Here is a 24,396-nt window from a genome sequence, read left to right as displayed (position 1 = left end):
CAACCTGTGTTGTATCTGTGGAGAGCGGTGCAAAACTACACGGATGTAACTACTACCCCTTGTGGTGCTATCCAATGTCGGTACCCATATGTAGTATTGGACTCCCGGTGGGGGGCCTACCGGAACAAACCGAGATTTTGAGGGAGAACGGATCACACATGTCGATCACCGTCTACACCAAACCCTCCTGCGTTCAGTGCACGGCGACCTACCGCGCGCTTGATTCGAAGGGCATCGAGTACGAGGTTCTGGACCTCTCGCAGGACCCCGCGGCCCTCGAGCAGGTCAAGGCGCTGGGCTACCTCCAGGCGCCGGTCGTCATCACCGATGAGGACCACTGGTCGGGCTTCCGTCCCGACAAGATCGACGAACTCGCCTCTCGCCTGGCCTGACCACCATGAGCGCGGTGGCCACGAGTGCACCGCTTCTGGTGTACTTCTCGAGCGTGTCGGGCAACACGGCGCGTTTCATCGAGAAACTCGGGATGCCGGCCCGCAGGATCCCGCTCGGCCCCGGCGATGAGCCGCTCGTCATGAATGAGCCGTTCGTGCTCGTCACCCCCACATACGGGGGCGGTCAGGGCAGGGGCGAAGAGAAGGGCGCCGTACCGAGGCAGGTGATCCGGTTCCTCAACGACGAGCGAAACCGCAGCCTCATCCGCGGCGTCATCTCCGCGGGCAACACCAATTTCGGCGAGCACTTCTGCATCGCCGGAGAGATCATCAGCCGCAAGTGCTCCGTGCCGCACTTGTACCGGCTCGAACTGTTCGGCACACCCGAAGACGTGGAACGCGTGAGCGAAGGATTGGAACGATGGTGGAAGCTGCAGTGACCGAGAAGGACTTCAAGGCGGACGTGCGCTTCGAGGGGATGGACTACCACGCCCTCAACGCGATGCTCAACCTGTACGACGAGAACGGCAAGATCCAGTTCGACGCCGACAAGCGCGCCGCCCGCGAATACTTCCTTCAGCACGTCAACCAGAACACCGTCTTCTTCCACTCCCTCAAGGAGCGCCTGGACTACCTGGTCGAGAAGGAGTACTACGAGCCGACCGTGCTGGAGAAGTACCCGTTCGAGTTCATCCAGGAGCTGAACGACCTCGCGTACTCGAAGAAGTTCCGGTTCGAGACCTTCCTCGGCGCGTTCAAGTACTACACGAGCTACACGCTCAAGACCTTCGACGGCAAGCGCTACCTCGAGAGGTTCGAGGACCGCGTCGTCATGACGGCCCTCGGCCTCGCCGACGGCGACCAGAAGCTCGCGACCAACCTCGTCGAGGAGATCATCTCCGGCCGCTTCCAGCCGGCGACCCCGACGTTCCTCAACTCGGGCAAGGCACAGCGCGGCGAACTCGTCTCGTGCTTCCTGCTGCGCATCGAAGACAACATGGAGTCGATCTCGCGCGGCATCAACTCGTCGCTGCAGCTGTCCAAGCGCGGCGGCGGCGTCGCCCTCCTCCTGTCGAACATCCGCGAGTCGGGTGCACCGATCAAGCAGATCGAGAACCAGTCCTCGGGCATCATCCCCGTCATGAAGCTGCTCGAAGACAGCTTCAGCTACGCGAACCAGCTGGGTGCGCGCCAGGGCGCCGGCGCGGTCTACCTCAACGCGCATCACCCCGACATCATGCGGTTCCTCGACACCAAGCGCGAGAACGCCGACGAGAAGATCCGCATCAAGACGCTCTCGCTCGGTGTCGTCGTGCCGGACATCACGTTCGAGCTCGCGAAGAACGGCGAGGACATGTACCTCTTCTCCCCGTACGACGTGGAGAAGGTCTACGGCGTGCCGTTCGGCGACATCTCCGTCACCGAGAAGTACCGCGAGATGGTCGACGATGCCCGCATCAAGAAGACCAAGATCAACGCCCGCGAGTTCTTCCAGACGCTCGCCGAGATCCAGTTCGAGTCCGGTTACCCGTACATCATGTTCGAGGACACGGTCAATCGCGCGAACCCGATCAAGGGCCGCATCAACATGTCCAACCTCTGCAGCGAGATCCTGCAGGTCAACACGCCCACCACCTACAACGAAGACCTTTCGTACAAGGAGATCGGCAAGGACATCTCGTGCAACCTCGGCTCGATGAACATCGCGCTGTCGATGGATGCCGATGACCTGGGTCAGACGGTCGAGACCGCCATCCGCGCCCTCAGCGCCGTCAGCGAGCAGAGCCACATCGCCTCGGTCCGCTCGATCGAGGACGGCAACGACCGCTCGCACGCGATCGGCCTGGGGCAGATGAATCTGCACGGCTACCTCGCTCGCGAGCACGTCTTCTACGGCTCAGAAGAGGGCCTGGACTTCACGAACATCTACTTCTACACGGTGCTGTTCCACGCGCTGCGCGCGTCGAACAACCTCGCGATCGAGAAGGGCCGCGCGTTCGACGGGTTCGAGGACTCGACCTACGCGAGCGGCACGTTCTTCGACAAGTACATCGACCGTGCGTGGGCGCCCGAGACCGAAAAGGTCAAGGAGCTGTTCGTCGGCAAGCACATCCCGACGCAGGACGACTGGGTGCAGCTGCGCGCTTCGATCCAGCAGCACGGCATCTACAACCAGAATCTGCAGGCGGTTCCGCCGACGGGCTCGATCTCGTACATCAACAACTCGACGAGCTCGATCCACCCGATCGCCTCGAAGATCGAGATCCGCAAGGAAGGCAAGCTCGGCCGCGTCTATTACCCGGCGGCGTTCATGACCAACGACAACCTGGAGTACTACCAGGACGCGTACGAGATCGGCTACGAGAAGGTCATCGACACGTATGCCGCCGCAACGCAGCACGTGGACCAGGGCCTGTCCCTGACCCTGTTCTTCAAGGACACGGCTTCGACCCGCGACATCAACAAGGCGCAGATCTACGCGTGGCGCAAGGGCATCAAGACGATCTACTACATCCGCCTGCGGCAGATGGCCCTCGAGGGAACCGACATGTCTGAGTGCGTCTCGTGCATGTTGTGACTAACAACATATTCGAGTGAAGCTGAACGAATGGAAAAGTCATCCTCAACGTCGTGGTCACCGTTCATCGGCGTGATCTACGGTGTTCGGCAGTTGGGCTCCTCTGAGTATCGATATGTCGGCCTCACCACCCACACGATTTCCCGTCGGAGGTCGGAACACTTCAAGGCGGCTTCGGGAGGACGGAAGACACCGTTCGCAGACTGGCTCCGGCAGAACACTGATCGCGAGACGGTCTACTTCGCGTCGCTGGAACTCGTCATGAGTGCTGATTTGGATGACCTGGGCAGCGCCGAAGTGCGTTGGATTGAGAAGCTGCGACACGAGGGTCATCGCCTGCTGAATCTGAACGACGGCGGGTTGGGCAATCACGGTTATGTGTGGACCGAAGCGCAGCGAAAGGCGGCTGGGGACAGAGCGCGAGGGCGTCCCACCGGAGTTTCACGCAAGGGGCCGGACTCACCGAATTGGGGCCGCCACATCCACACCGATGACCAGAGGCAACGATGGTCCGAGATGCGTCGCGGGAAGGGCACGGGGCCGGGAAACCCTAACTTCGGCAAGTTCGGGGCTGAGCATCCGTCGTTCGGACATCGAATGTCGGCGGAATCCAAGGCGCGGCTGTCTGAAATGCGCAGTGGAGCGAACAACCCGAACTTCGGCAAATCGGAAAGCGCGGAGACGCGGGCGAAGAAGTCCGCGAAAACGAAGGGCAGGCCAATGCCGTCAAGCATTCGAAACGCTCACACGAGGCATCACACGAATAAGGGCGTGTTCAAAGACACGTGCCGTCACTGCATCGATGATCAGCAGTCTGCTGAATCAGGAGAGAAGAAGTCATGACAGAGAAACTGCAGCTGCTGAACCACGTCCAGGCGATCAACTGGAACCGCATCGAGGACGAGAAGGACCTCGAGGTGTGGAACCGCCTCGTGAACAATTTCTGGCTGCCCGAGAAGGTGCCGCTGTCCAACGACATCCAGTCGTGGAACACGCTGACGCCCGACGAGCAGCTGCTGACGATGCGGGTCTTCACGGGGCTGACGCTCCTGGACACGATCCAGGGCACGGTTGGCGCCGTCTCGCTCATTCCCGACGCGATCACTCCGCACGAGGAGTCCGTCTACACGAACATCGCGTTCATGGAGTCGGTGCACGCCAAGAGCTACTCCTCGATCTTCTCGACGCTGTGCTCGACGAAGGAGATCGACGAGGCGTTCCGCTGGTCGGTCGAGAATCCGAACCTTCAGAAGAAGGCTCAGATCGTCATGGACTACTACCGCGGCGACAACCCGCTCAAGCGCAAGGTGGCCTCCACCCTCCTCGAGAGCTTCCTGTTCTACTCGGGCTTCTACCTGCCGATGCACTGGTCGTCGCGGGCGAAGCTCACGAACACGGCCGATTTGATCCGCCTCATCATCCGGGACGAGGCCGTGCACGGGTACTACATCGGCTACAAGTTCCAGAAGGGTCTCGAGAAGGTCAGCCAGGCCGAGCGCGACGACCTCAAGGACTACACGTTCTCGCTGCTGTACGAGCTCTACGACAACGAGGTGCAATACACGCAGGACCTCTATGACGGCGTCGGCCTGACCGAAGACGTCAAGAAGTTCTTGCATTACAACGCCAACAAGGCGCTGATGAACCTCGGTTACGAGGCCATGTTCCCGGCGTCGGTGACGAACGTGAACCCCGCGATCCTCTCCGCGCTCTCGCCGAACGCCGACGAGAACCACGACTTCTTCAGCGGATCCGGATCGTCCTACGTCATCGGCAAGGCCGAGGCCACCGAAGACGAGGACTGGGACTTCTAGAGTCCCGGATCACGCCCGGCCCGTAAAAGGGCAGCTGAGAGGCCCGGACCCGCAGGATTCTGCGGATCCGGGCCTCTTTCGTGCCTTCTCTGGAGTTCTGCTTGCCGTCAGCCCTCGATGCGGGAGTGCTCGCCCAGACGGTGCCATGTTCGGTTGTGGTAGACCAGCGCGTCGCCGGGCCCACCCGGCTGGACATCGCGCTGGATGTGGGACTGCAGTGCGTGAGCGGCGATGACCGTCGAGGTTCCGGCATCCATACGATCGATGACGATGCAGCGTACCCAGGCACGGACATCTCTGTACACGGGCTCACCGGTGACCAGGCGCGACCAGCGGTGTGTCTGGGCGAAGCGGTCGATGCCGCTGGCCGCACCCAGCCTCGCCAGTTCGATGTCGTGCGCGTCGAGAAGGTGGACCACGACGGTCTGGGCGCGTGCAAGCACGTCGGATGCCGACGACAGCGCGGAGATCGAGAAGATCAGCAACGGGGGCTCGGCACTGACCGAGGAGACCGACGTCGCTGTCAGCGCGACGGGCCCGTCGCCCGCATCCGCCGTGATGACGGCGACACCCCCCGGGTGTCCGCGGAACAGGGCTTTGAACTCGTCGGCCGAAAGGGAGGACGAGAAAGCGTGTTTCGGCGTCTCGAGCCGGCCGCGCCCAGGAGATGCGCGAGAGTCAGCGCCGCTCACCGTGCACCTCCCCGCGAATGATCTTCGCGCCGGCACTCAGCGAGCTCAGCTTTCCCAGCGCAACGTCCCGAGGCAACGGGGCCATGCCGCAGTTCGTGCTCGGGATGAGCTTGTCCGCGTCGACGAACCTGAGCGCGTTCCGGAGAGTGTCGGCGACTTCGTCCGGGGTCTCGATCGTCTCGCTCGCCACGTCGATGGCTCCGAGCATGACCTTCTTGCCGCGGATGAGCTCGATGAGATCCATGGGGACATGGGAGTGCTGGCATTCCAGGGAGATGATGTCGATGGTGGACCGCTGGAGGAGCGGGAACGATTTCTCGTACTGCCGCCACTCAGGCCCGAGGGTCGCCTTCCAGTCGGTGTTCGCCTTGATCCCGTAGCCGTAGCAGATGTGGACGGCCGTCTGCGCACGCAGTCCTTCTGCCGCTCTCTCCAGAGTCGCCACTCCCCAGTCCTGCACCTCATCGTGGAACACGTTGAATGCGGGCTCGTCGAACTGGATGATGTCGACCCCCGCCGCTTCGAGTTCTCTCGCTTCCTGATTGAGGATCGTCGCGAACTCCCACGCTAGCTTCTCGCGGCTCTGGTAGTGGCGGTCATAGAGCGTGTCGATCATCGTCATCGGGCCGGGGAGTGCCCACTTGATCGGCTGGTCCGTCTGCTCGCGGAGGAACTTCGCGTCCTCGACGAACACGGGCTTGTCACGGCTTACGGCACCGACGACGGTCGGCACGCTCGCGTCGTAGCGATTGCGGATGCGAACCGTCTCTCGCTGCTCGAAGTCGACCCCGCTGAGGTGCTCGATGAACGTCGTGACGAAGTGCTGGCGGGTCTGCTCCCCGTCGCTGATGATGTCGATGCCGCGCCGGCGCTGCTCGTGAACTGCACTGCGCAGCGCATCCTGCTTCCCCTCGACCAACGCGTCGCCCTCCAGCTTCCACGGAGACCAGAGGGTCTCCGGTTCGGCGAGCCACGACGGCTTCGGCAGGCTGCCGACGATGGCGGTGGGCAGGAGTGTCTGCATGATCGACGAATCTCCGCTGGTCATCCGACGAGGGCAGGGTAGTCCGCGGCCCACTGCTCCAGCGCTTGGCCGTGCGGCTTCACGAAGTGCTCCTCCGTGTATCTGCCCTGCTTCGCCGCGAGTTGATTGCGCTCGACGCGGTCGTAGTCGATCTGCGTCCGTGAGAAGTCCTGCTGCTCCAGGCTCGGTCGGTAGATGCTCGCAGCGGTCGAGTTCGCGTTGTAGATCTCCGGTCGGTAGATTTTCTGAAATGTCTCCATCGTGCTGATCGTGCCGATCAGCTGCAGGTTGGAATAGTCGTTGAGCAGATCGCCGCGGAAGTAGAACGCGAGCGGAGCGATGCTGCCGGGCGGCATGAAGTAGCGGACCTGCAGGCCCATCTTCCCGAAGTACTCGTCGGTCAGGGAGTAATCGGCCTGCTGATACTCGACGCCGAGGACCGGATGGTGGTTCGCGGTGCGACGGTACTCCTTGGTCGTCGAGACGCTGATGCAGATCACGGGCGACGTCGGGAAGCGCTCCCGGTAGGCGGAGGAGTCCAGGAAGTGCTGGAACAGCTTGCCGTGCAGATCGCCGAAATCGTCGGGCACGGTGAACGTGCCGGCGGCCTCGGTGGCAGCCGGCAGCAGCACGCTGAAGTCGAAATCGCGGAGGTAAGAGGAGAAGTTGTTCCCCACGATCCCGTGGCGACGCGCGCCGGTCAGCCGGTCGACGATCTGCACGTCGAGGACCTCGAGCAGCGGGAATTCCTGATCCTCGCCTCCCGCGGCGAACTGCAACTCGACGGTGACGATGTCGAGTTCGACGTGATAGCGGTCCCGGTTCGGGTTGTCCCAGTGGGCGAGGTCGTTGAATCGGTGGTCGATCATCGCGACCGCGTTGCGGAGGTTCTGCCGGCGGTGCTCACCGCGAGCCAGATTCGCGAAATTCGTGGTGATCCGGGACGCGTCCGACGGCGAGTAATCCTCGTCGAACCGGGTGCTGGTGACGCTGAACGTGAACTCGTTCGCCATGAGTGGTCAATCCGTCGGCTGTTCGGCCGGGCTCGGCCTTGCGGTAATCGGTACAGCCATCGTGCAGGATAAGATCGGCCATCAACAAACTCGTTCAGGCTATATGTTCCTATAGCCTGAATCTATGGCCCGAGGATCAGGCAGCTTCACGCTGCAGCAGCTCCAGTACTTCATCGAGGTGGCGGCGGAGGGGTCGATCAGCGCCGCGGCTGACCTGCTGTACGTCTCCCAGCCGACGATGTCGGCAGCGATGAGAGACCTCGAGACCCGGGTCGGTCGCGCGCTGCTCCTCCGCTCCGCCCGCGGCGTGACGCTCACCGCCGATGGCGTGGAGTTCCTCGGGTATGCCAGGCAGGTGACCGAGCAGGCAGCGCTGCTCGAGCAGCGCTACCTGGGTCGACCGCCTTCGCGACGCCTGCTCGGAGTGTCGGCGCAGCACTACTCCTTCGCGGTCGACGCGTTCGTCCGGATGGTGAAGGGCAGCGACGCGGCCGAATACGAGTTCTCGTTGCGGGAGACTCGCACCTGGGACATCATCGAGGACGTCCGGACACTGCGCAGTGAGCTCGGCATCCTCTACCGGAACGATTTCAACCGGAACGTCATCGACAAACTTCTCCGGGACTCGGGGCTCGCGTTTCACCCGCTCTTCCTGGCCGAGCCGCACATCTTCATCTCCCGGAGCAACCCGCTCGCCTCTCAAGATCGGGCGACTCTCGCCGATCTCGCCGATCTGCCGCGGCTCACGTTCGACCAGGGGGCGAACAACTCGTTCTACTTCGCCGAGGAGATCCTCTCCACCTCCTCGAGCAAGCAGGAGATCCGGGTGTCCGACAGGGCGACCATCTTCAACCTCATGATCGGACTCGACGGCTACACCATCTCAACGGGCATCATCAGCGAGAAGCTCGACCCGGAGATCGTCGCCGTCCCCCTCGAGGTCGACGAGCGCATCGAGATCGGATGGATCGGCCACGCCACGATTCCGCTCACCGAACAGGCGCTGCGCTACCTCGCTGAAGTGCGGGCTGTCGTCGCCGGGTTCGGCGTAGCGCTGCTCGGGTAGTTTCACACGCCTCGGCTGCCACCAGAATCTGCGACTCCGGGCCTTTTTCTGCCGGCGCTGAGCTCTGCTAGTCGAGGTCGATGTCGACGTACAGGGCTGCGTGGTCGGACGCCGCCTGGTGCTCCGCTTCGATGGTGTCGAAGTGCGGGAACAGGGTGCCGTTGACGCCGCCCCACACGCCTTTGCGGAAGATGCCGGCGCCGTTCGCGCGGGCGCGCATGCTGGGGGAGAGCAGCAAGTAGTCGATCTTGCTGGATTTGGTGCCGTTGCCGAACGTGCCCGGCCGGTCTTCGTCCGGATCGCCGTCGTCGAAGGGCTGCACCGACGCGATGTCCGTCAGGTCGGTTTCCACCAGCAGGGGCCGCAGCGCTTCGCTGTCGGGGGTGTCGTTGAAGTCCCCGAGGACCACGATGTGCTCCACCCCGGCTGTGCGAAGGGCGTTGTAGATGTCCGCAGTCTGCTTCGACTGTCGCTTGCGCCGGGCGATGCTCGCCGGGTTGTTGCCCCCGAACTTGCTCTTGAAGTGGTTGACGAGAATGACCAGCTGTTCTCCGGCAAGCGCCGAGCCGGCAGGGAAAGTGAACCAGTACTCAGGGCAATCACGACTGAACACCCGATCGCCGAAAGGGCCGTCGTCGATGTGCGAACGCATGCGGGTAACCGGAAACCCGGCGGTCGAGAGGATGCCGACATCGATGCCACGGGGGTCGTTGCCGTCGATCACCATCACATGCGGATAGATCGGGTCGCCGGTGACCGGGGCCAGCAGCAAGGAGTCGGTGAACCGCGCGAGCGTGAGCCGATCCTCCGCCTCGACGATTCCCACGACGTCCGCCCCGACCTCGCGGATCACGCGCGCGGTGTTCGTGATCGCCTTCTCGTCGATGCGGTCTTTGATCAGGTCCACCCACCCTGTCCAGGCACTCCGCCCGCTCGCGACAACGGTCACCTGCGATCCGTCCGGATCGTTCTGTGGACGGCGCAAGAGCCGCCCACGGATGCGGCGAAGGACCGCGAACGTGGATGTTCGCGTAGCGTCGCCGTCGTCGCGGAGCAGTTTCAATTCCTTCAGCAGCTGGAGCATCTCGGCCTTCACTGCCGGGGTGTAGACCTCCTGCTCGAACAGTTCGTTCACTCTCGCGTGGGCGCGCAAGACCGCCGCAGCCACCGGCTCGGGCTGATTCAGGGCGCGCGGTCGGGAGAACAGGTTCTCCACGTTGTACGACGCGATGCGGATCTGCTGGACCATTGCGCCCTCCTCGAGCCCGACTCACGCCAAGTGTGGCAAGAGTTCGCGCCTCGCAGGAGAGGAACCCGAACGGGTCCAGCTGATACACCGGTTCGGGGCCCGTGTCGTCTCCGCCGAACGAGTGCCGTGGTTTACTGGCGAAGCCCGGCCCCTCGACGCCGAGCGGAAGGGGGCGCATGGTGCCCACCGACCGCGATCCCGCAGACGACGACGGGATGGCCGAGTTCGGATACGTCCCGTCGCTCGAGCGCAGGATCCGGCGGTTCTCCAGCTTCGCTGCGGGCGTCAGCTACATCTCGATCCTCACGGGAACGTTCCAGCTCTTCTACTTCGGCTTCCTCAACGGCGGTCCGGCGTACTGGTGGTCGTGGCCGCTGGTGTTCTTCGGCCAGCTGATGGTCGCCCTGTGCTTCGCCGAACTGGCAGGGCGGTATCCGGTCGCGGGTTCGGTATACAACTGGAGCAAGCGGCTGGCCGGCCCCACGGTGAGCTGGCTCGCGGGCTGGATCATGGTCACGGCGTCGATCGTGACGCTGGCGGCGGTCGTGCTGGCCTACCAGGTGACCCTGCCGCAGATCTGGAGCGGCTTCCAGCTGGTCGGCGACGGCACCGGACCCAGTTTCGGCATCAGCGCCGTGATCTGGGGGCTCATCCTCATCCTGTTCACCACCGTGGTCAACGCGTTCGGCGTGAAGCTGATGGCGCGGATCAACAGCACGGGCGTCGTCATCGAGCTGATCGCCGCGGTGCTGCTGATCGTGATCCTCGCCCTGAACATCGTCAACCCCCCGACCGTGCTCCTGGACACCGCCGGGTACGGGCAGGACATGCCCGGGGGCTATTTCGGGGCCTTCCTCATCGCCGCGATCGCCTCTGCCTATGTCATGTACGGCTTCGACACGGCGAGCTCTCTGGGGGAGGAGACCATCGAGCCACGCCGTACGGGCCCGACCGCGATCCTGCGCGCGGTCGTCGCGTCGTTCGTCATCGGCGGTCTGATCCTCCTGTTCGGCATCCTCGCCGCACCGGATCTGGCCGACCCCGCCCTCGGTGAGCCATCCGGAGGTCTGCAGCTGATCGTGCTGCAGGTGCTGGGCGCACCGCTGGGCAAGGTGTTCCTCGGTTGCATCGTCGTCGCGATCACGGTGTGTGCCCTCGCCGTGCACACCGCCGGCATCCGCCTCATGTTCGCGATGGCGCGGGACAACGCGCTGCCGGGTTCCGCGGCGTTGGCCACGATCGATCCCCGGCGAAAGACACCCGTGATTCCGGCGATCGTCATCGGCGCACTGGCGGTGCTCATCCTGACGGTCAACATCGGCAGTCCGGAGATCTTCACCGCCGTCACGAGCGTCGCGGTCATCATGATCTACTGCGCCTACCTGCTGGTCACGGTTCCGATGCTGATCAAGCGGATCCGAGGGGAGTGGCCGACCGCAGACGCGCCGGAGGGACACTTCTCGCTCGGCCGATGGGGCTTGCCGGTCAATATCGTCGCTGTGCTGTGGGGAGCGGCGATGGCGGTGAATCTGGCGTGGCCCCGGGTCGAGGTCTACGGAGACGATGGTCCTCTGCAATACATCGCTCTCCTCTGGATCGGAGCAGTCGTCCTCGTCGGCCTGACCTGGTACCTGATGCGTGGGCGCCATCGACTTCGCACGCTGCCCGGCCACGCTCGGGATGACCGGGACGAAGACACCGGCCTTCCGGTGATCCCTCCGAGATAGTCGTCCGTCGCGGGCCCGTGTCCCGACCGAACGCTATTCTCCCCTCATGGTCGACCGCCTGGACAAGCCGCAGCTGAACATCGACTCGGTCGCGGAGTGGGAAGCGTGGTTGGCCGCTGACCCGCATCCCGGCGGAGTGTTCCTCCGCCTGCGCAAGAAGGGGAGCACCCAACCGGGGATCACCTACGCCGAAGCCCTGGATGTCGCCCTCTGCTTCGGCTGGATCGACGGGCAGTCACGGGCGCTGGATGCCGACTACTTCCTCCAGACCTTCACCCCGCGACGAGCGCGCAGCCTCTGGTCGAAGGTCAACATCGGGCATGTGACCCGCCTCATCGAGGAGGGGCGGATGCGGCCACAAGGCCAGCAGGAGATCGACCGGGCGAAGGCGGACGGGAGGTGGGACAGCGCCTATCGCCAGAGCGACCGCGAGATCCCCCCGGAGCTGCAGGAGGCGCTGGATGCGGACCCCGAGATCGCGAGGGCATTCGCCGCGCAGACTGCGCAGAACCGGTTCGCGATGGCGTTCCGTGTCGCCAACCTCAAGCGGCCCGCTTCCCGGGCGGCCCGTGTCGCCGAGTACCTGGAGATGCTCAAACGAGGCGCGACACTTCACTGATCGCCGGCGACCAGGCGCTGCGGGCTGCCGGGCCCCGGTGACCGCCGAGTGACCGCACTGCGCCACACGACGGTGTTGCGCTCCCCGCGGTCGGTGTCCCACGCGACGATCACGACGCGGTCGTTCGCTCCGGTCGCCCAGGCCGGCAGTCGCTCCGCGGCCTTGTGCGGCCATGACACCCAGGCCCACACGGGCTCGCGCTTCGGCATCCACTCGATCGGTCGAGGTCCGTAGGCTTCGGCCGGCAGCGTGCACGGTGCCATGTTGTCGAGGACGAACTGCAGCTTCGCGTCGGTGACGAGCGTGGATCCCACCGGTGCCCTTTCCCCGGCCGACGCGATCAGGTTAGCCGGTGACCACCGACATCGCCGGGCGCCGACGGATACCGTGCTCGGGCGTCGGGACGGTGTTCCGCCCCGCGGCCTGAAGCGGGGTCAGTGGATGCCGTTCACCAATCATCCGAACCGGGTGAGGGAGCGGTGGGTCGCACCTGCAACACTGAGCGGGCCATTGCGCGCTGATCCGCGAGAGCGCGGGCATCGCAACGAAAGGTCCCACGCATGAGCGACGAGCAGAACTCGCCCACGACGCCGCCGATCACCAAGCCGCCGGCGGGGTCGCGTCCCGCGGCCGCGACCGCCCCGGCCACGGCACCAGCGGCACCCGCCCCGGCCGGAGTCAGCCGCGCCGCGCTGATCTGGATCGGCGTCGCGGTGGTCGTCCTCTCGTTCGTCGCCTCCTTCCTCGGCGCCACACTGGCTCGCTCGAATGACACGCCCGAGGCCGTCCCGGCGCCCACGACATCCACGGCCGAGCCGAGCACCGAAGACTACGAGGCTGCGCTGGAGGAGATCCTGCCGGCCGGTGCTGCGGTGCGCGCGGGTGTCGGCGCTCCCGAGGCGGGCCAGGGCTATGAGGGCGAGGTCTACATCGACCTCTCCACATCGGATGTCTACCTCTTCAAGGACGAGGCGTGGGTTCCCGTCGGGAACATCCGGGCTTCGGCAGCCGAGAACCTGACCGGCGAGACCGGTGCCGCAGGTGCGGCCGGCGACACGGGCGCGACGGGCGAGACGGGCGCGACGGGCGCTCCGGGCACTCCGGGGACGCAGATCCTGCTGGAGACGAAGGCTCCGGAGCCGGAGTCCTGCCAGGCAGACGGTGATATCTACATCAACATCGCCGCCGAACCCGTCGAGTTCTACGAGTGCTCCGACAGCGCCTGGACGCTGGTGTGGCCCACGCCGGCATCGAACGCACCGGCGCCCACTCCCACGACCGACTCGAACGGCTGAGCGTTCAGTCCTCGCCGCGGTTCGCGGCGAGGACGGACTGCCAGTCCGACGGAACCCGTTCGGCGGGGCCGGGCACCGTCTGGGTCTTCGGGTGCGCCTCCGGCGGCGCGAGCCTGGGCCCGTCCGCCCAGCTGTCGGTGCGGTAGTCCCAGAACCACTCCTCGCCGGGTTCGAAACTGCGCATGATGCGGTGCCCCGTCGCCTCGTAGTGCTTCGTGGCATGGGTGTTCAGGGAGTCGTCGCAGCAGCCGATGTGGCCGCACAGTGCACACCGGCGCAGGTGCACCCACCACGCACCGGTCGCGTCGCACTCCACGCAGCCGTTGCCGCTCGGCGGAACCGTCGGGTCGATGAACTCGGACAGATCGCTCACGGTTTCGCTCCTCGGAGTGGGTGACAGCAGACCCTGCCGACACTACCGAGCGGCCGGCGGTCTCGACCAGCGCGCCGCGCTACCAGCCGGTGCTCAACACGCGGTCGAGGGCGTCCACCAGCTGATCCGCGCTTTCTCTGGTGAAGCACATCGGCGGCTTGATCTTGAGGATGTTCTGGTGGTCACCGGTGGGTTGGGCGATCACGCCCAGCTCGCGCAGCCGCCTGCAGATCGCAGCCGTCTCGGCCGTCGCGGGCTCCCAGGTCTTGCGATCGCGGACGAATTCCGGCCCGAGGTAGAAGCCCGACCCGTGCACGGCGCCCAGCAGGGGATGCCTCTCCGCAAGCCCGGTGAGGCGCTGCTTGAGGTAGCCGCCGGTGTCCCGGGCATTCTGCTGAAGCCCCTCGTCGCGGATGATGTCCAGGACCGTCAGTCCGACGCTGCTCGAGACCGGACTTCCTCCTGCCGACGAGAAGAAGTAGCCGCCCGCGCGATAGCGCTCGGCGATCTCGCGAGTCGTGATGACCGCCCCGAGCGGGTGACCGTTGCCCATCGCCTTGGCGACCGCGATGACGTCGGGAACGACTCCCTGCTGCTCGAAGCCCCAGAACCACTCGCCGAGGCGACCGTAGCCGACCTGCACCTCGTCGGCGATCGCGAGACCTCCCTGTGCCCGCACCGCGTCATAGACGGCGGTCAGATATCCGTCGGGCAGGGTGACGCCGCCCGCGTTGCCGAAGACCGACTCGGCGATGAATGCACCCACCGGCGCGCCGGCTTGCGCCAGCTCGCCCAGGGCGGCGACGGCATCCCGCGCGTAGGCGCTCGCGTCGCTCCCCGCGTGTGCGCCGCGGAACGCGTTGGGTGCGGGGACCGTGTGCACCCAGTCCGGGCGCGAGGAGATCGCCGCCGGATTGTCGGCGATGGAGGTGGACACGGCATCCGTCAGGTAGGTCCAGCCGTGGTACGCCTCCTGCACCGCGAGCACATCGCGCCGCCCCGACCACGCCTGCCCGAGCCGGAGTGCGAGGTCGACGGCCTCGGATCCGCTGTTGACGAGGAAGACGGTGTCGAGCGGCTCGGGTGCGAGCGCCGCGAGCCGCTCGGAGAATTCGACCACCGATGGATACAGGAAGCGGGAATTGGTGTTCAGCAGCCGCCATTGCTCGGCGACGGCCTCGACGAGCCGTGGATGAGCGTGGCCCACCGAGGTCACATTGTTGAGGGTGTCGAGGTACACCCGGCCTGTGGCGTCGACCAGGTGTTCTTTCCAGCCCCGCACCATCACCGGCGGGTCGGCGTAGTAATGCTCCTGCACGTCGGCGAAGGACTCGTCACGACGGGCGAGCAGCCGTGCGGCATCCATCGTCGCAGTCACGCCGAGTCCGGTCGACTCGCCGGCAACCATTCCCGATGGGTCGGCGACGACCGTGCGCCAGGCCGCGAACATGTCGGCGGAGACGAATCGCGGCGCGACGATGCCCTCTCGTGCCACCTGCACCCACAGGGTGTCGGATGCCTCGGCGAACACCTCACCGGCGTCGATGAGAGTGCCCGCGGGCAGCGACGCCCGGCACCCGTGCACGTGCAGAGCGATTCCGTCCGCGGTCAGGGCGACGCCGTCGGCGGTGGGCAGGACGGTTGCTGCCCAGGGCGCCGTCACCCACCGCGGTGCGGCGAGGCGCACCTCGATCCCCAGTGAGACGTTGCGCGGCGACGCGGCGTCGTGCGCCTGTGAACGGGTGAGGCGTGTCTCGCCGAAGCGCGCGACGGCAGCCCCTCGCTCGGTCACAGTCGCGCGGAGGACGTCGGCTTCGATGGATGCCGCCAGCCAGCGCCCTTCGTGCAGCGCAGGGCTCGTGGGGGAGAAGTCGGCCACGGCGATATCGGCGGCCGCGAGTCCGGCGAGCAGTGGCTCGCCAGTGGGCAGTGCGAGCGGCTGAGCCGGGTGGCCGGTCGCCATCCGAGCGAGCGCGGTCGCGACCTCGAGCGGCACCGATGTGGCCTGAGCGAAGATCTGCCGCTCGTGCTGAAGGTTCTGCGCCGCGTAATCGTTCGTCGGGTCGGTCGCCAGAACGTGATGCGCACTCGCGACCAGGACCGCCCCGCGGATGACCACCAGAGCCCACAGGGCATCGGCTTCAATCTCCGAAAGCGGCCGGATCGCGTGGTAAGCCTCGACCGCACGAAGGGCAGCGGGCAGATCCATGCCGTCGTGGTGCAAAAGCGAGGAGACCGTGATCGCCAGTTCGCCGACGGTCCAGGTGCGGTTCAGGTCGCCGAGGTCAATCACGCCGTCCGGCACCCGTGTCACAGGGTCGTCGGTCACGACATTGTCGTCGGTGAGGTCCCCATGGATGAATTGGGTCGGCAGCGCTCCCTCCACCACGGCGATGACCGTCCACGCCGAAGAAGCGGCGTGGCTGAGCTCGGCACGGAGGGCGTCGTCAGTGACGTACGGCAGAAGCTCGGCCAGCACGCGCGGAGCTTCGCGCAGGTCCCACTGATGCACGCGTTGCGCGCCGGGTGCCTCCAAACCGGCCAGCGCGACGTCCACCGCGGCCGCAAGGGCGCCGATCGCCTGCACCACATCCGGGGAGAGGTAACCGGAAAGGGTGTCGCCCTCGAGGAACTCGAGCAGCCTCGCCTGCATGGAGACTCCGTCCACGACGACGGACCGTGTCGTGGACCCCTCGGGGAACGCGATCGCTCGCGGCGCGCGTACCCCCGCGTCCACGATCGCTGAGGCCGCTGCGGACTGCGCCTCCAGCTCGGCTGCCGTGACACTCGGGTTCGCGATCTTCAGCAGCAGGCGAGGTGCGCCGTCGGGGTGGATCAGGAAGTTGCGGTCCTGATGACTGCCCAACGCCGTCGCCCGGCCGGTGACGCCCCATCCCTCGAATGCGATGCGTGCTGCGGCGTCCTCGTCGATGTCGGGCGGTGCCGGCTGCACGAGGGCGGCCGAACTGCGGATTCCAGCGGAGTGATTCGGGTCGCTCATGCGGTCTTCCTGTCGCGGGTCTGCAACGAGGCTATCGTTCGGCCTCGCTGGGAATACGCTCGACCCCCCGTCGTTTAACTTGATACGAGTGTGCTCAAGTTCTTAAACTTGATACGCTTCGACTCAGGTTCTACAGGAGAGAAATGCCCGAAGACTTCACACCCCAGGACGGTTCCAGCGCGTTCGACGAGTTCCTCGCGCGCTACCTCGATGGTGAGCGCGCCCGCGCGTCGCGGTCGATCGACCTGACGCGCTTCCTCAGCCGGCGCACGCAGGAATTCCTGCAGCAGGCGGGCGCGTACGCCCTCGAGCGCGGCCAGCGTGAGCTCGACGCCCTGCACGTCCTGCGCGTCCTCGTCGGGGAATCGCCGGCGAAGGACGCCGTTGAGCGCGTCGGTGCGGATCCGAGCGCGATCGCCGTCGCCGCCGAGCAACGGCTGCCTCAGGCCTCCGAGCCGGCCGACGTCGAAGGCGCCGTGGTGACGCCTTCCGTGCAGCGAGCCCTGTTCCACGCGTTCCAGGTCGCCCGATCATCCGGGTCGACGTACGTCGATCCGGAGCACCTCTTCTTTGCGCTGGTGCTCGGTCAGGATGCCCCGGCGGGGCAGATCCTCGCGCAGGCCGGCGTCACCGCCGACGCGCTGCTGCAGGGTGCCCGTGAGACCGTCACGCCGACGGGCGCTGCTCCGACGGAGCCGCAGCCGGAGGCCGCGGCATCTGAGACGCCCATGCTCGACCGCTTCGGCACCGACCTCACGGCGCTCGCGCGCGCAGGTTCCCTCGATCCCGTGATCGGTCGCGAGGACGAGATCGAGCAGACCATCGAGATCCTCAGCCGCCGCACCAAGAACAACCCGGTGCTGGTGGGCGAAGCCGGTGTGGGCAAGACCGCGATCGTCGAGGGCCTCGCGCAGGCGATCGTGACCGGCGCCGTCCCGGAGCAGCTGCGCGACAAGCGCGTGGTCTCGCTCGACCTTCCGGCGATGCTCGCCGGCACCCGCTACCGCGGTGACTTCGAAGAACGCCTCACCAAGACGATGGATGAGGTCTCGGGGCTCTCCGCAGAGCTGATCCTGTTCATCGATGAGGTGCACACCGTCGTCGGTGCGGGCGGTGGCGGGGGAGACGGAGCGATGGATGCCGGCAACATCCTGAAGCCGCGCCTGGCCCGGGGCGACCTGCACCTGGTCGGCGCCACCACGCTGAAGGAGTACCGCGTCATCGAGAAGGACCCCGCACTCGAGCGGCGGTTCCAGCCCGTGCGCGTGGGTGAGCCGAGCCTCGAGGACGCCGTGTTGATCCTTCGCGGTCTGCGCCCGGCCTATGAGGAGCACCACGGCGTGAGTTTCACCGACGACGCGCTGCGCGCGGCCGTCGAGCTCAGCGACCGGTACCTCTCGGAGCGCGTGCTGCCCGACAAGGCGATCGACCTGATCGACCAGGCCGGCGCGCGGCTGCGGCTGCGGCTCGGCGTGCCGGTGGACGTCACCGGCCTCATCGAGCGACTCGCCGACCTCGAGGCAGACAAGAACGCGGCCGTCGGTGCGGAGAAGTACGAGGACGCGTCGCGCATCCGCGACCTCATCGCGGACGTGCAGTCGCGCCTCGACGAGGCGACCTCGCGGCCGGCACCGGACGCAGTGGTGGACGAGCCGGAGATCGCGGCGGTGATCAGCCGTGCCACCGGCATCCCCGTCAAGCGTCTGACCGAGTCCGAGCGCGAGCGATTGGCGCTCCTGGAGGACGAGCTGCACGGTCGCGTGATCGGGCAGGACGACGCCGTGACCGCGGTCGCCAAGGCCGTGCGGCGAAACCGAACGGGTATGGGCGACGCGAACCGGCCCGTGGGATCCTTCCTGTTCCTCGGACCGACCGGCGTCGGCAAGACCGAGCTCGCCAAGGCGCTCGCGGTCAGCCTGTTCGACGACCAGAGCGCCGTCATCCGCTTCGACATGAGCGAGTTCGGCGAGCGGCACACCGTTTCGCGGCTGGTCGGTGCCCCTCCGGGATACGTCGGATACGACGAGGCGGGGCAGCTCACCGAGCGCGTGCGGCGCAACCCGTATTCGATCGTGCTGTTCGACGAGATCGAGAAGGCTCACCCCGATGTGTTCAACCTGCTGCTGCAGGTGCTCGACGACGGCCGGCTGACCGACGGTCAGGGTCGCACGGTGGACTTCCGCAACACGGTGATCGTGATGACCTCGAACATCGGCAGCGAGTTCCTGGCGTCGCGCTCCGGGGCGATCGGCTTCATCGCCGACGGCGGCGGCGCGACGGGCTTCGGCAGCGAGGACGACCTGCGCGTGCGCGTGATGGGCAGGCTCCGCGAGGCCATGCGGCCGGAGTTCCTGAACCGCATCGACGAGATCGTGCTGTTCCGCAAGCTGGACAAGCCTCAGCTGCGTGAGATCGTTCGCCTGCTGCTGGTCGCGACCGACAAGCGCCTGCAGGCTCGTGAGGTGACCATCCAGGTGACGGATGCCGCGATCGACTGGCTGGTCGAGCACGGATACGAGCCCGAGTACGGCGCGCGGCCGCTGCGCAGGCTCATCCAGCGAGAGGTCGACGACCGGATCGCCGAGCTCTTCGTCAGCGGCGCGGTGGTCGATGGCGGCGCGGTGACGGTGGATGCGGCATCCGGAGCCCTCGTCGTGACGAGCGACCCGGTGCTGGCCGCCGCCGCCTGATGTTCTGAATCTGACAGAGGGTGCACCCAACGGGTGCACCCTCTTTCAGCGTCCCAGGGACTTCCGCCCGACCGGCGGGCGGTCCAGGAGCGACCGCGAGAGATGTGTCGCACCCGCCACTGCGGCGGGCATCGTGACGACCGCGCCGAGCGGGATCATGAAGCACAGCTGGGTCGCGACCCCGAAACCCAGGATGCGGGCGCGGTGTCCGCGCATGAGGGCTCGGCGGCCGGGCGCATCGATCCCGCGAGCGGTGAGCGCGCGCGAGGAGAGCTCGTCTGCGATCAGCGATCCGGTCATCACCACGGCGAAGACGGTCGCGAGCACGCCGCCGGCCGCGGGGATGAGCCCGATGAGGGCGGCGAGGATCGCGATGGCGATGCCCTTCGCGAACAGCGCCACCGCATCGCGCGCCGAACGCCAGAAGCCGTAGTCGGCGTCGATCGTCGCGCCGCCGGGGATCTGCCCGAGGTCGACTTCGACCGCCCGCCAGATGCGCTCGTAGAACGGGTCGCCGACGATGAGCGTGAGCGCGGTGAAGGACACGGCGACGAGCACGAGCGCCGCGCCCACAACTGCCGTGCCGATCGTGGCGCGCAGCACGGTCGCCCACAGTCCGGGCCAGCCGTCGGCGAAGGGCGTGATCGCGACCGTGATGCCGGGCAGGAAATAGGCGAGCGCGACGATGCCCGTCAGGAACAGGATGCCGACGATTGCGGCCGGGATGAGGCCGAGCGCCATGAGCCCCGGCCGACGGCGCCACGTTGCGAACCCACGCCCCAGCAGCGCCACACCCCCGAGGAAATCCCGCATCGGATCAGCCTACGACGGCCGCGGGTGAGCTCAGCGGGCGGGCAGCTCCTGCAGCGTCCAGCGGTTGCCGTCAGGATCGGCGAAGGTGACGAAGCGTCCCCACGCCTGCGGATCGACGTCGGTCGCTTCGGCGCCGGCCGCCCGCAGATGGGCGAGCGCCTCATCGGCGTCGGGCACGACGACCTGGATCGTGTTCTGCTGTCCGGGTTCGAGCGCGACGCCCAGGCCCTCACCGAAGGCGATCGAGCAGGCCGAGCCCGGGGGAGTCATCTGGACGAAGCGCAGACCGTCGAAGGGCACCTGATCGTGGTCGGCATGGAAGCCGATCCGCTCGTAGAACTCCTTCGCCCGATCGACGTCGGTCACCGGCACGAAGATGAGCTCGATCTTCCAGTCCATGGGTATCGCCTTTCGTCGCCCTCTGCGTCAGCACGCCGCTGCGAGCCGCTCATCTCAGGCTACGAGGCACCTCCGACACGTCAGGCGTGCACGCGGTCAGGCGGCGAGATACCGGCGGATCGCCTCGGCGACCACGGCGTGGTCGACGACGTCGGGTTCCCCGGACATCGTGATCGTCCCGACGACCTCGCCGCCGACGAAGATCGGGATCGCGCCGCCATGAGCGCGGAAGAGGTCATGGTCCACATCCGTGCGGTCGGTGAAGGGCGCGCCGGCCGCCTCGTGCCGGCGCCGCACGAGCAGGGACGGTGCGGCGAACCGCTCGGCGACGGCGGCTTTGCCGGCCAGCCACGGATCGTTGCCCGGGCCGGTCGTGCCGAGCTTCGCCACGAACACCGGGTCGCCGCGAAGAACGATCCGCACCGCGAGGTTCGCGCCGTGATGGCGGATCACCGCGACGGCGATCAGCCCCAGGTCGACGGCATCCTCGTTGTCGAAGGATTCGCGCTCGAACGGCGCGACGGCCTCGAGGTCTGCCACCGTGAAGACAGGCAGGTCCGACATCACGGGGTGACCTCCAGGGCGCTGATGCCCGGCATCCCGAACCAGGAGCGCCCGGTGTCGCTTTCGACGAACGTGGCCAGCACGCTGTCGCAGTGAGGGCACCGCGCAACGGTGCCCATCGCGGTCATGTACACGACAGCGACCGCGATCGCACCGTGTGCGCCGCACGCCGCGCAGCGCACATCGGCCGCCGTCGCGTCCCAGCCCAGGACGTCCGCGAGGCGTCCGGCGAGCACGTTTCCATCCAGCTTGGTCATCAGGAACCTCCGAATCGTTCCGTGCGCACATCTCCCGGGCGATGTCCGGCCTCGATGAGCCAGCCCGCCACCGCCTCGACGAACGGGGTCGGTCCGCAGACGTAGACACGAGGACGGGATGCCGCGGGCAACACCGCCGCATCCAGGACCGGCTTCGTGACCCGCCCGGCCGCCGAGGGCCATCCGTCGGGCGTCTCACGGGTGTACACGAGATCCAGCTTCAGCGCAGGTGCCGCCGAAGCGAGGGCGGTGAGCTCGTCACGGAAGAACACGTCGTCCGGTGTGCGCACCGAGTAGAGCAGCCGGAACTCGGTCGCATCTGCGGCGGCGGCGTGCGCGGCGGCCATCGCATACAGCGGCACCACGCCGGAGCCGCCCGCGATCAGCTGGACAGGGCGCGGATCGGCGTCGGTCTCGGGAGGAGTCCACACGAAGAAGGCGCCGAGCGGACCGTGCAGCTCTAGTCTGTCGCCGGGCTGCAGGTCGTGCACGAGGAACGGCGAGACCTCTCCGTCGGGCAACTCGTCCACGGCCAGCACCACGCGGGTGCTGCCTCCCGAGGAGGCGATCGAGTACGACCGCGTGGCCTGGTAGCCGTCGGGTGCGGTGAGGCGCACATCCAGATGCGAGCCCGCATCGTTGCCCGGCCACGTGGGCACATCCAGTTCGATCCGGCGGGCGGTGGGTGTCTCGGGTCGCGTGTCGGCGACCGTCGCCGTGTGCCACGCGGCGCGCCCACCGGCAACCGGGGTCCGGGGCGGAGCCTCGGATGAATCCGGCGGCGTCCCGGGCGGAGCGGCAGCAGGCGCGGGGATGCTCACCAGTACCGCTCCTCCTGCCACGGGTCGCCGTGCAGGTGGTAGCCGTTCTGCTCCCAGAACCCCGGGTCATCGGTCGGCATCGTCACCAGTCCCCGGACCCACTTCGCGCTCTTCCAGAAGTACAGGTGCGGCACGAGCAGACGGGCAGGGCCGCCGTGCTCGGGGTCGAGCGCTTCGCCGTCGGCCTCGAACGCGATCCAGCTCTTGCCGTCCAACAGGTCCTCGAGGGGCACGTTGGTCGTGTACCCGCCGTAGGAGTGCGCCATCACGAACTCGTGCTCGGTTTCGACGCTCTCCCAGATCTTGTCGAGGGACACGCCCCGCCAGGGCATCTCGAGTTTCGTCCAGTGCGTGACGCAGTGGATGTCGGTCGTGATGTCCTCGACGCCGAGGGCACGCAGCCCGTCCCAGTTCCACGTGTGCGATCCGTTCTCGGTCTGCACGACGAACTCCCAGTCGGCCGTGTCGACCTCCGGTGTCGGTCCCGCCGAGAGCACCGGCCAATCCGAGACGAGCGTCTGGCCCGGGGGGAGCCGCGGGTCGCGGTCGCCGTGCCTGCCGGAGAAGCCTCGGGTGATGAACGACATGGAGTCCCCCTTCGCGTTTGGCTTCACACTAGTGACGCGACGATGGTCCTGTCACGGTGCCGCTGCGCGGCCGCCGGCCCAGCCCGGGAGCATAGGCTGAAGACATGTCGACGCTTTCGCTCGGGATGCCGCGGATACACCGCGACCCCGCGAGCGCGCCCGACACCCGCGGACGCCCGGACACCGGCGCACTCATCGACGCGTTCGGCCGGGTCGCGCACGACCTGCGCATCTCGGTGACCGAGAAGTGCTCGCTGCGCTGCACCTATTGCATGCCGGCCGAGGGACTGCCCAGCATCCCGAAGGCCGATCTGCTGTCGGCCGTCGAGATCGCGCGACTGGTCGGGATCGCGGGCCGGGATCTCGGCATCCATGAGGTGCGCTTCACCGGGGGCGAGCCGCTCACGCGTGCCGATCTCGTCGAGATCATCGCGCTGTCCTCGGCTGCCGCGCCCGGGATGCCGATGTCGATGACGACGAACGGCATCGGACTCGACAAGGTCGCCGATCGTCTGGTGGCAGCCGGGCTCGGCCGGGTCAACGTCTCCGTCGACACGATCGATCGCGATCACTTCGCCCGTCTGACCCGCCGCGACCGCCTTCCGGCGGTGCTCCGCGGGATCGACGGGGCGGTCCGCGCCGGGATGGGGCCGATCAAGCTCAATGCGGTGCTGATGCGCGAGACGCTGCAGGACGCACCGGACCTGCTGGCGTGGGCGATCGATCGCGGGCTGCGGCTGCGCTTCATCGAGCAGATGCCGTTGGATGCCGACGCCGCATGGCGCCGCGCCAACATGGTTCCGGCAGCCGAGCTGGTCGAGGTGCTCTCGCAGCGGTTCACGCTCGTCGAGGCGGGCCGCGAGGACCCGTCCGCCCCGGCGGAGGAATGGCTCGTCGACGGCGGACCGGCGACGGTCGGCATCATCGCCTCGGTCACCCGCTCGTTCTGCTCCGCGTGCGATCGCACCCGCATCACAGCGGAGGGGACCGTGCGCTCCTGCCTGTTCGGCGATGACGAGACCGACCTGCGGGCGCTCCTGCGCAGCGGCGCGACCGATCTGGAGATCGCCGACCGCTGGCGCGCCGCGATGTGGGGCAAGCAGGCCGGGCACGGCATCGCCGACCCGGGCTTCGTGCCGCCCGAGCGGTCGATGGGCGCGATCGGTGGCTGAGGTGCGCGTGCGGTACTTCGCGGCCGCCGCGGATGCCGCGGGCCGGGGTGAGGAGACCGTCCAGCTGACGGGCACCACGGTGGCTGCCCTGCGCGAGGCGCTCGAGTCCCGGTACGGCGAGTCGATGGCGCGGGTGCTGCGTACCGGATCGATCCTCGTGGACGGGGTCGTCAGCCGCGACCCGGAGCGTCCGCTGGGTGCCGCCGCCGACGTGCTGCCCCGGTTCTCGGGCGGCTGAGCCGCGAGGGTT

The 24,396-nt window shown here is 66.9% G+C and carries 25 protein-coding genes; 12 read left to right on the top strand and 13 right to left on the bottom strand.

Annotation, left to right across the window (positions count from 1 at the left end):
* Positions 1–158: 158 nt before the first annotated feature.
* From nrdH to nrdF, 5 genes are read left to right on the top strand one after another with little or no spacing between them, the layout of a single operon-like run.
* Positions 159–392, top strand: a complete 234-nt coding sequence (gene nrdH / locus RWQ91_RS16170) for a glutaredoxin-like protein NrdH (protein WP_091709149.1) — start codon at positions 159–161, stop codon at positions 390–392.
* A 5-nt stretch (positions 393–397) separates the two neighbouring features.
* Positions 398–832, top strand: coding sequence for a class Ib ribonucleoside-diphosphate reductase assembly flavoprotein NrdI (gene nrdI, locus RWQ91_RS16165; protein WP_314508106.1), 435 nt, complete (start codon positions 398–400; stop codon positions 830–832).
* Positions 814–2,970 (top strand): class 1b ribonucleoside-diphosphate reductase subunit alpha, encoded by a 2,157-nt coding sequence (gene nrdE, locus RWQ91_RS16160; RefSeq protein ID WP_314508105.1) that lies wholly within the window; start codon positions 814–816, stop codon positions 2,968–2,970. Before nrdI ends, nrdE begins: the two co-directional genes overlap by 19 nt.
* A gap of 30 nt (positions 2,971–3,000) precedes the next feature.
* Positions 3,001–3,813, top strand: coding sequence for an NUMOD3 domain-containing DNA-binding protein (locus tag RWQ91_RS16155; RefSeq protein ID WP_314508104.1), 813 nt, complete (start codon positions 3,001–3,003; stop codon positions 3,811–3,813).
* Entirely contained in the window at positions 3,810–4,784 is a 975-nt protein-coding gene (nrdF, locus tag RWQ91_RS16150; protein WP_314508103.1) for a class 1b ribonucleoside-diphosphate reductase subunit beta, read from the top strand. Before RWQ91_RS16155 ends, nrdF begins: the two co-directional genes overlap by 4 nt.
* 107 nt (positions 4,785–4,891) lie before the next feature.
* Here nrdF and RWQ91_RS16145 read toward each other — a convergent pair whose 3' ends face one another.
* From RWQ91_RS16145 to RWQ91_RS16135, 3 genes are read right to left on the bottom strand one after another with little or no spacing between them, the layout of a single operon-like run.
* Positions 4,892–5,476: a flavin reductase family protein gene (locus RWQ91_RS16145; RefSeq protein ID WP_399546665.1), complete on the bottom strand. Its 585-nt coding sequence runs from the start codon at positions 5,474–5,476 to the stop codon at positions 4,892–4,894.
* Complete coding sequence (locus RWQ91_RS16140; protein ID WP_314508133.1) at positions 5,463–6,500, bottom strand: methionine synthase; 1,038 nt, start codon at positions 6,498–6,500, stop codon at positions 5,463–5,465. The genes RWQ91_RS16145 and RWQ91_RS16140 overlap by 14 nt, the downstream gene beginning before the upstream one ends.
* A 20-nt stretch (positions 6,501–6,520) precedes the next feature.
* Complete coding sequence (locus RWQ91_RS16135; protein WP_314508102.1) at positions 6,521–7,513, bottom strand: DUF1852 domain-containing protein; 993 nt, start codon at positions 7,511–7,513, stop codon at positions 6,521–6,523.
* Positions 7,514–7,637: 124 nt separating this feature from the next.
* Here RWQ91_RS16135 and RWQ91_RS16130 point away from each other — a divergent pair, with 124 nt between their 5' ends.
* Positions 7,638–8,579: a LysR family transcriptional regulator gene (locus tag RWQ91_RS16130; RefSeq protein WP_314508101.1), complete on the top strand. Its 942-nt coding sequence runs from the start codon at positions 7,638–7,640 to the stop codon at positions 8,577–8,579.
* Positions 8,580–8,646: 67 nt separating this feature from the next.
* Here RWQ91_RS16130 and RWQ91_RS16125 read toward each other — a convergent pair whose 3' ends face one another.
* Positions 8,647–9,828 (bottom strand): endonuclease/exonuclease/phosphatase family protein, encoded by a 1,182-nt coding sequence (locus RWQ91_RS16125; protein WP_314508100.1) that lies wholly within the window; start codon positions 9,826–9,828, stop codon positions 8,647–8,649.
* A 176-nt stretch (positions 9,829–10,004) separates the two neighbouring features.
* Between RWQ91_RS16125 and RWQ91_RS16120 the strand changes: the two genes are divergently transcribed.
* Both RWQ91_RS16120 and RWQ91_RS16115 read left to right on the top strand, forming a co-directional pair.
* Positions 10,005–11,555 (top strand): amino acid permease, encoded by a 1,551-nt coding sequence (locus tag RWQ91_RS16120; RefSeq protein WP_314508099.1) that lies wholly within the window; start codon positions 10,005–10,007, stop codon positions 11,553–11,555.
* Positions 11,556–11,601: 46 nt separating this feature from the next.
* Complete coding sequence (locus RWQ91_RS16115) at positions 11,602–12,174, top strand: YdeI/OmpD-associated family protein (protein ID WP_314508098.1); 573 nt, start codon at positions 11,602–11,604, stop codon at positions 12,172–12,174.
* On the opposite strand, the gene RWQ91_RS16110 is transcribed toward RWQ91_RS16115, so the two are convergent.
* Positions 12,168–12,488: a hypothetical protein gene (locus RWQ91_RS16110; RefSeq protein ID WP_314508097.1), complete on the bottom strand. Its 321-nt coding sequence runs from the start codon at positions 12,486–12,488 to the stop codon at positions 12,168–12,170. The two genes, RWQ91_RS16115 and RWQ91_RS16110, sit on opposite strands and share 7 nt — an antisense overlap.
* 246 nt (positions 12,489–12,734) lie before the next feature.
* On the opposite strand from RWQ91_RS16110, the gene RWQ91_RS16105 reads away from it, so the two are divergent.
* Complete coding sequence (locus RWQ91_RS16105) at positions 12,735–13,469, top strand: hypothetical protein (RefSeq protein ID WP_314508095.1); 735 nt, start codon at positions 12,735–12,737, stop codon at positions 13,467–13,469.
* Positions 13,470–13,473: 4 nt separating this feature from the next.
* On the opposite strand, the gene RWQ91_RS16100 is transcribed toward RWQ91_RS16105, so the two are convergent.
* Both RWQ91_RS16100 and RWQ91_RS16095 read right to left on the bottom strand, forming a co-directional pair.
* Complete coding sequence (locus RWQ91_RS16100) at positions 13,474–13,842, bottom strand: UBP-type zinc finger domain-containing protein (RefSeq protein WP_399546661.1); 369 nt, start codon at positions 13,840–13,842, stop codon at positions 13,474–13,476.
* A gap of 79 nt (positions 13,843–13,921) precedes the next feature.
* Positions 13,922–16,843, bottom strand: a complete 2,922-nt coding sequence (locus tag RWQ91_RS16095; protein WP_314508094.1) for an aminotransferase — start codon at positions 16,841–16,843, stop codon at positions 13,922–13,924.
* Positions 16,844–16,986: 143 nt separating this feature from the next.
* Between RWQ91_RS16095 and RWQ91_RS16090 the strand changes: the two genes are divergently transcribed.
* Positions 16,987–19,533: an ATP-dependent Clp protease ATP-binding subunit gene (locus tag RWQ91_RS16090; protein ID WP_314508092.1), complete on the top strand. Its 2,547-nt coding sequence runs from the start codon at positions 16,987–16,989 to the stop codon at positions 19,531–19,533.
* A 45-nt stretch (positions 19,534–19,578) separates the two neighbouring features.
* Here the strand turns inward: RWQ91_RS16090 and RWQ91_RS16085 are convergent, their stop codons facing one another.
* The 6 genes from RWQ91_RS16085 to RWQ91_RS16060 form a co-directional block, all read right to left on the bottom strand.
* Positions 19,579–20,346 carry an EI24 domain-containing protein gene (locus tag RWQ91_RS16085; RefSeq protein WP_314508090.1) on the bottom strand — a complete coding sequence of 256 codons (768 nt, stop codon included), beginning with the start codon at positions 20,344–20,346 and terminating at the stop codon, positions 19,579–19,581.
* A 30-nt stretch (positions 20,347–20,376) separates the two neighbouring features.
* Positions 20,377–20,745, bottom strand: coding sequence for a GNAT family N-acetyltransferase (locus tag RWQ91_RS16080; protein ID WP_314508089.1), 369 nt, complete (start codon positions 20,743–20,745; stop codon positions 20,377–20,379).
* Positions 20,746–20,841: 96 nt separating this feature from the next.
* Complete coding sequence (locus tag RWQ91_RS16075) at positions 20,842–21,309, bottom strand: heme-binding protein (RefSeq protein ID WP_314508088.1); 468 nt, start codon at positions 21,307–21,309, stop codon at positions 20,842–20,844.
* Positions 21,309–21,566 carry a DUF6510 family protein gene (locus RWQ91_RS16070; protein WP_314508087.1) on the bottom strand — a complete coding sequence of 86 codons (258 nt, stop codon included), beginning with the start codon at positions 21,564–21,566 and terminating at the stop codon, positions 21,309–21,311. The genes RWQ91_RS16075 and RWQ91_RS16070 overlap by 1 nt, the downstream gene beginning before the upstream one ends.
* The gene (locus RWQ91_RS16065; protein WP_314508086.1) at positions 21,566–22,387 is read right to left on the bottom strand and encodes an FAD-binding oxidoreductase; all 822 of its coding nucleotides are present in this window, start codon (positions 22,385–22,387) and stop codon (positions 21,566–21,568) included. Before RWQ91_RS16065 ends, RWQ91_RS16070 begins: the two co-directional genes overlap by 1 nt.
* Positions 22,384–22,974 carry a molybdopterin-dependent oxidoreductase gene (locus RWQ91_RS16060; protein WP_314508084.1) on the bottom strand — a complete coding sequence of 197 codons (591 nt, stop codon included), beginning with the start codon at positions 22,972–22,974 and terminating at the stop codon, positions 22,384–22,386. The genes RWQ91_RS16065 and RWQ91_RS16060 overlap by 4 nt, the downstream gene beginning before the upstream one ends.
* A gap of 104 nt (positions 22,975–23,078) precedes the next feature.
* Here RWQ91_RS16060 and moaA point away from each other — a divergent pair, with 104 nt between their 5' ends.
* Positions 23,079–24,146, top strand: coding sequence for a GTP 3',8-cyclase MoaA (gene moaA, locus RWQ91_RS16055; protein WP_314508082.1), 1,068 nt, complete (start codon positions 23,079–23,081; stop codon positions 24,144–24,146).
* Positions 24,139–24,384: a MoaD/ThiS family protein gene (locus RWQ91_RS16050; RefSeq protein ID WP_314508080.1), complete on the top strand. Its 246-nt coding sequence runs from the start codon at positions 24,139–24,141 to the stop codon at positions 24,382–24,384. The genes moaA and RWQ91_RS16050 overlap by 8 nt, the downstream gene beginning before the upstream one ends.
* Positions 24,385–24,396 lie beyond the last annotated feature (12 nt).

The sequence above is a fragment of the uncultured Microbacterium sp. genome, from assembly GCF_963524805.1.
Taxonomy (GTDB): Bacteria; Actinomycetota; Actinomycetes; order Actinomycetales; family Microbacteriaceae; genus Microbacterium.
The sequence above is the reverse complement of the archived record's forward strand: the minus strand, read 5'-3'. Positions and strand labels throughout refer to the sequence as shown.

What these genes read in the sequence shown, in the direction of transcription:
- RWQ91_RS16135 (WP_314508102.1), bottom strand. Translation starts at nt 7,513, where the DNA reads ATGGCGAACGAGTTCACGTTCAGCGTCACCAGCACCCGGTTCGACGAG.
- RWQ91_RS16125 (WP_314508100.1), bottom strand. Translation starts at nt 9,828, where the DNA reads ATGGTCCAGCAGATCCGCATCGCGTCGTACAACGTGGAGAACCTGTTC.
- RWQ91_RS16115 (WP_314508098.1), top strand. Translation starts at nt 11,602, where the DNA reads ATGGTCGACCGCCTGGACAAGCCGCAGCTGAACATCGACTCGGTCGCG.
- RWQ91_RS16105 (WP_314508095.1), top strand. Translation starts at nt 12,735, where the DNA reads ATGAGCGACGAGCAGAACTCGCCCACGACGCCGCCGATCACCAAGCCG.
- RWQ91_RS16090 (WP_314508092.1), top strand. Translation starts at nt 16,987, where the DNA reads ATGCCCGAAGACTTCACACCCCAGGACGGTTCCAGCGCGTTCGACGAG.
- RWQ91_RS16095 (WP_314508094.1), bottom strand. Translation starts at nt 16,843, where the DNA reads ATGAGCGACCCGAATCACTCCGCTGGAATCCGCAGTTCGGCCGCCCTC.
- RWQ91_RS16070 (WP_314508087.1), bottom strand. Translation starts at nt 21,566, where the DNA reads ATGACCAAGCTGGATGGAAACGTGCTCGCCGGACGCCTCGCGGACGTC.
- RWQ91_RS16140 (WP_314508133.1), bottom strand. Translation starts at nt 6,500, where the DNA reads ATGCAGACACTCCTGCCCACCGCCATCGTCGGCAGCCTGCCGAAGCCG.
- RWQ91_RS16060 (WP_314508084.1), bottom strand. Translation starts at nt 22,974, where the DNA reads ATGTCGTTCATCACCCGAGGCTTCTCCGGCAGGCACGGCGACCGCGAC.
- RWQ91_RS16075 (WP_314508088.1), bottom strand. Translation starts at nt 21,309, where the DNA reads ATGTCGGACCTGCCTGTCTTCACGGTGGCAGACCTCGAGGCCGTCGCG.
- RWQ91_RS16120 (WP_314508099.1), top strand. Translation starts at nt 10,005, where the DNA reads ATGGTGCCCACCGACCGCGATCCCGCAGACGACGACGGGATGGCCGAG.
- nrdH (WP_091709149.1), top strand. Translation starts at nt 159, where the DNA reads ATGTCGATCACCGTCTACACCAAACCCTCCTGCGTTCAGTGCACGGCG.
- RWQ91_RS16155 (WP_314508104.1), top strand. Translation starts at nt 3,001, where the DNA reads ATGGAAAAGTCATCCTCAACGTCGTGGTCACCGTTCATCGGCGTGATC.
- RWQ91_RS16085 (WP_314508090.1), bottom strand. Translation starts at nt 20,346, where the DNA reads ATGCGGGATTTCCTCGGGGGTGTGGCGCTGCTGGGGCGTGGGTTCGCA.
- moaA (WP_314508082.1), top strand. Translation starts at nt 23,079, where the DNA reads ATGTCGACGCTTTCGCTCGGGATGCCGCGGATACACCGCGACCCCGCG.
- nrdF (WP_314508103.1), top strand. Translation starts at nt 3,810, where the DNA reads ATGACAGAGAAACTGCAGCTGCTGAACCACGTCCAGGCGATCAACTGG.
- RWQ91_RS16080 (WP_314508089.1), bottom strand. Translation starts at nt 20,745, where the DNA reads ATGGACTGGAAGATCGAGCTCATCTTCGTGCCGGTGACCGACGTCGAT.
- RWQ91_RS16130 (WP_314508101.1), top strand. Translation starts at nt 7,638, where the DNA reads ATGGCCCGAGGATCAGGCAGCTTCACGCTGCAGCAGCTCCAGTACTTC.
- nrdI (WP_314508106.1), top strand. Translation starts at nt 398, where the DNA reads ATGAGCGCGGTGGCCACGAGTGCACCGCTTCTGGTGTACTTCTCGAGC.
- nrdE (WP_314508105.1), top strand. Translation starts at nt 814, where the DNA reads ATGGTGGAAGCTGCAGTGACCGAGAAGGACTTCAAGGCGGACGTGCGC.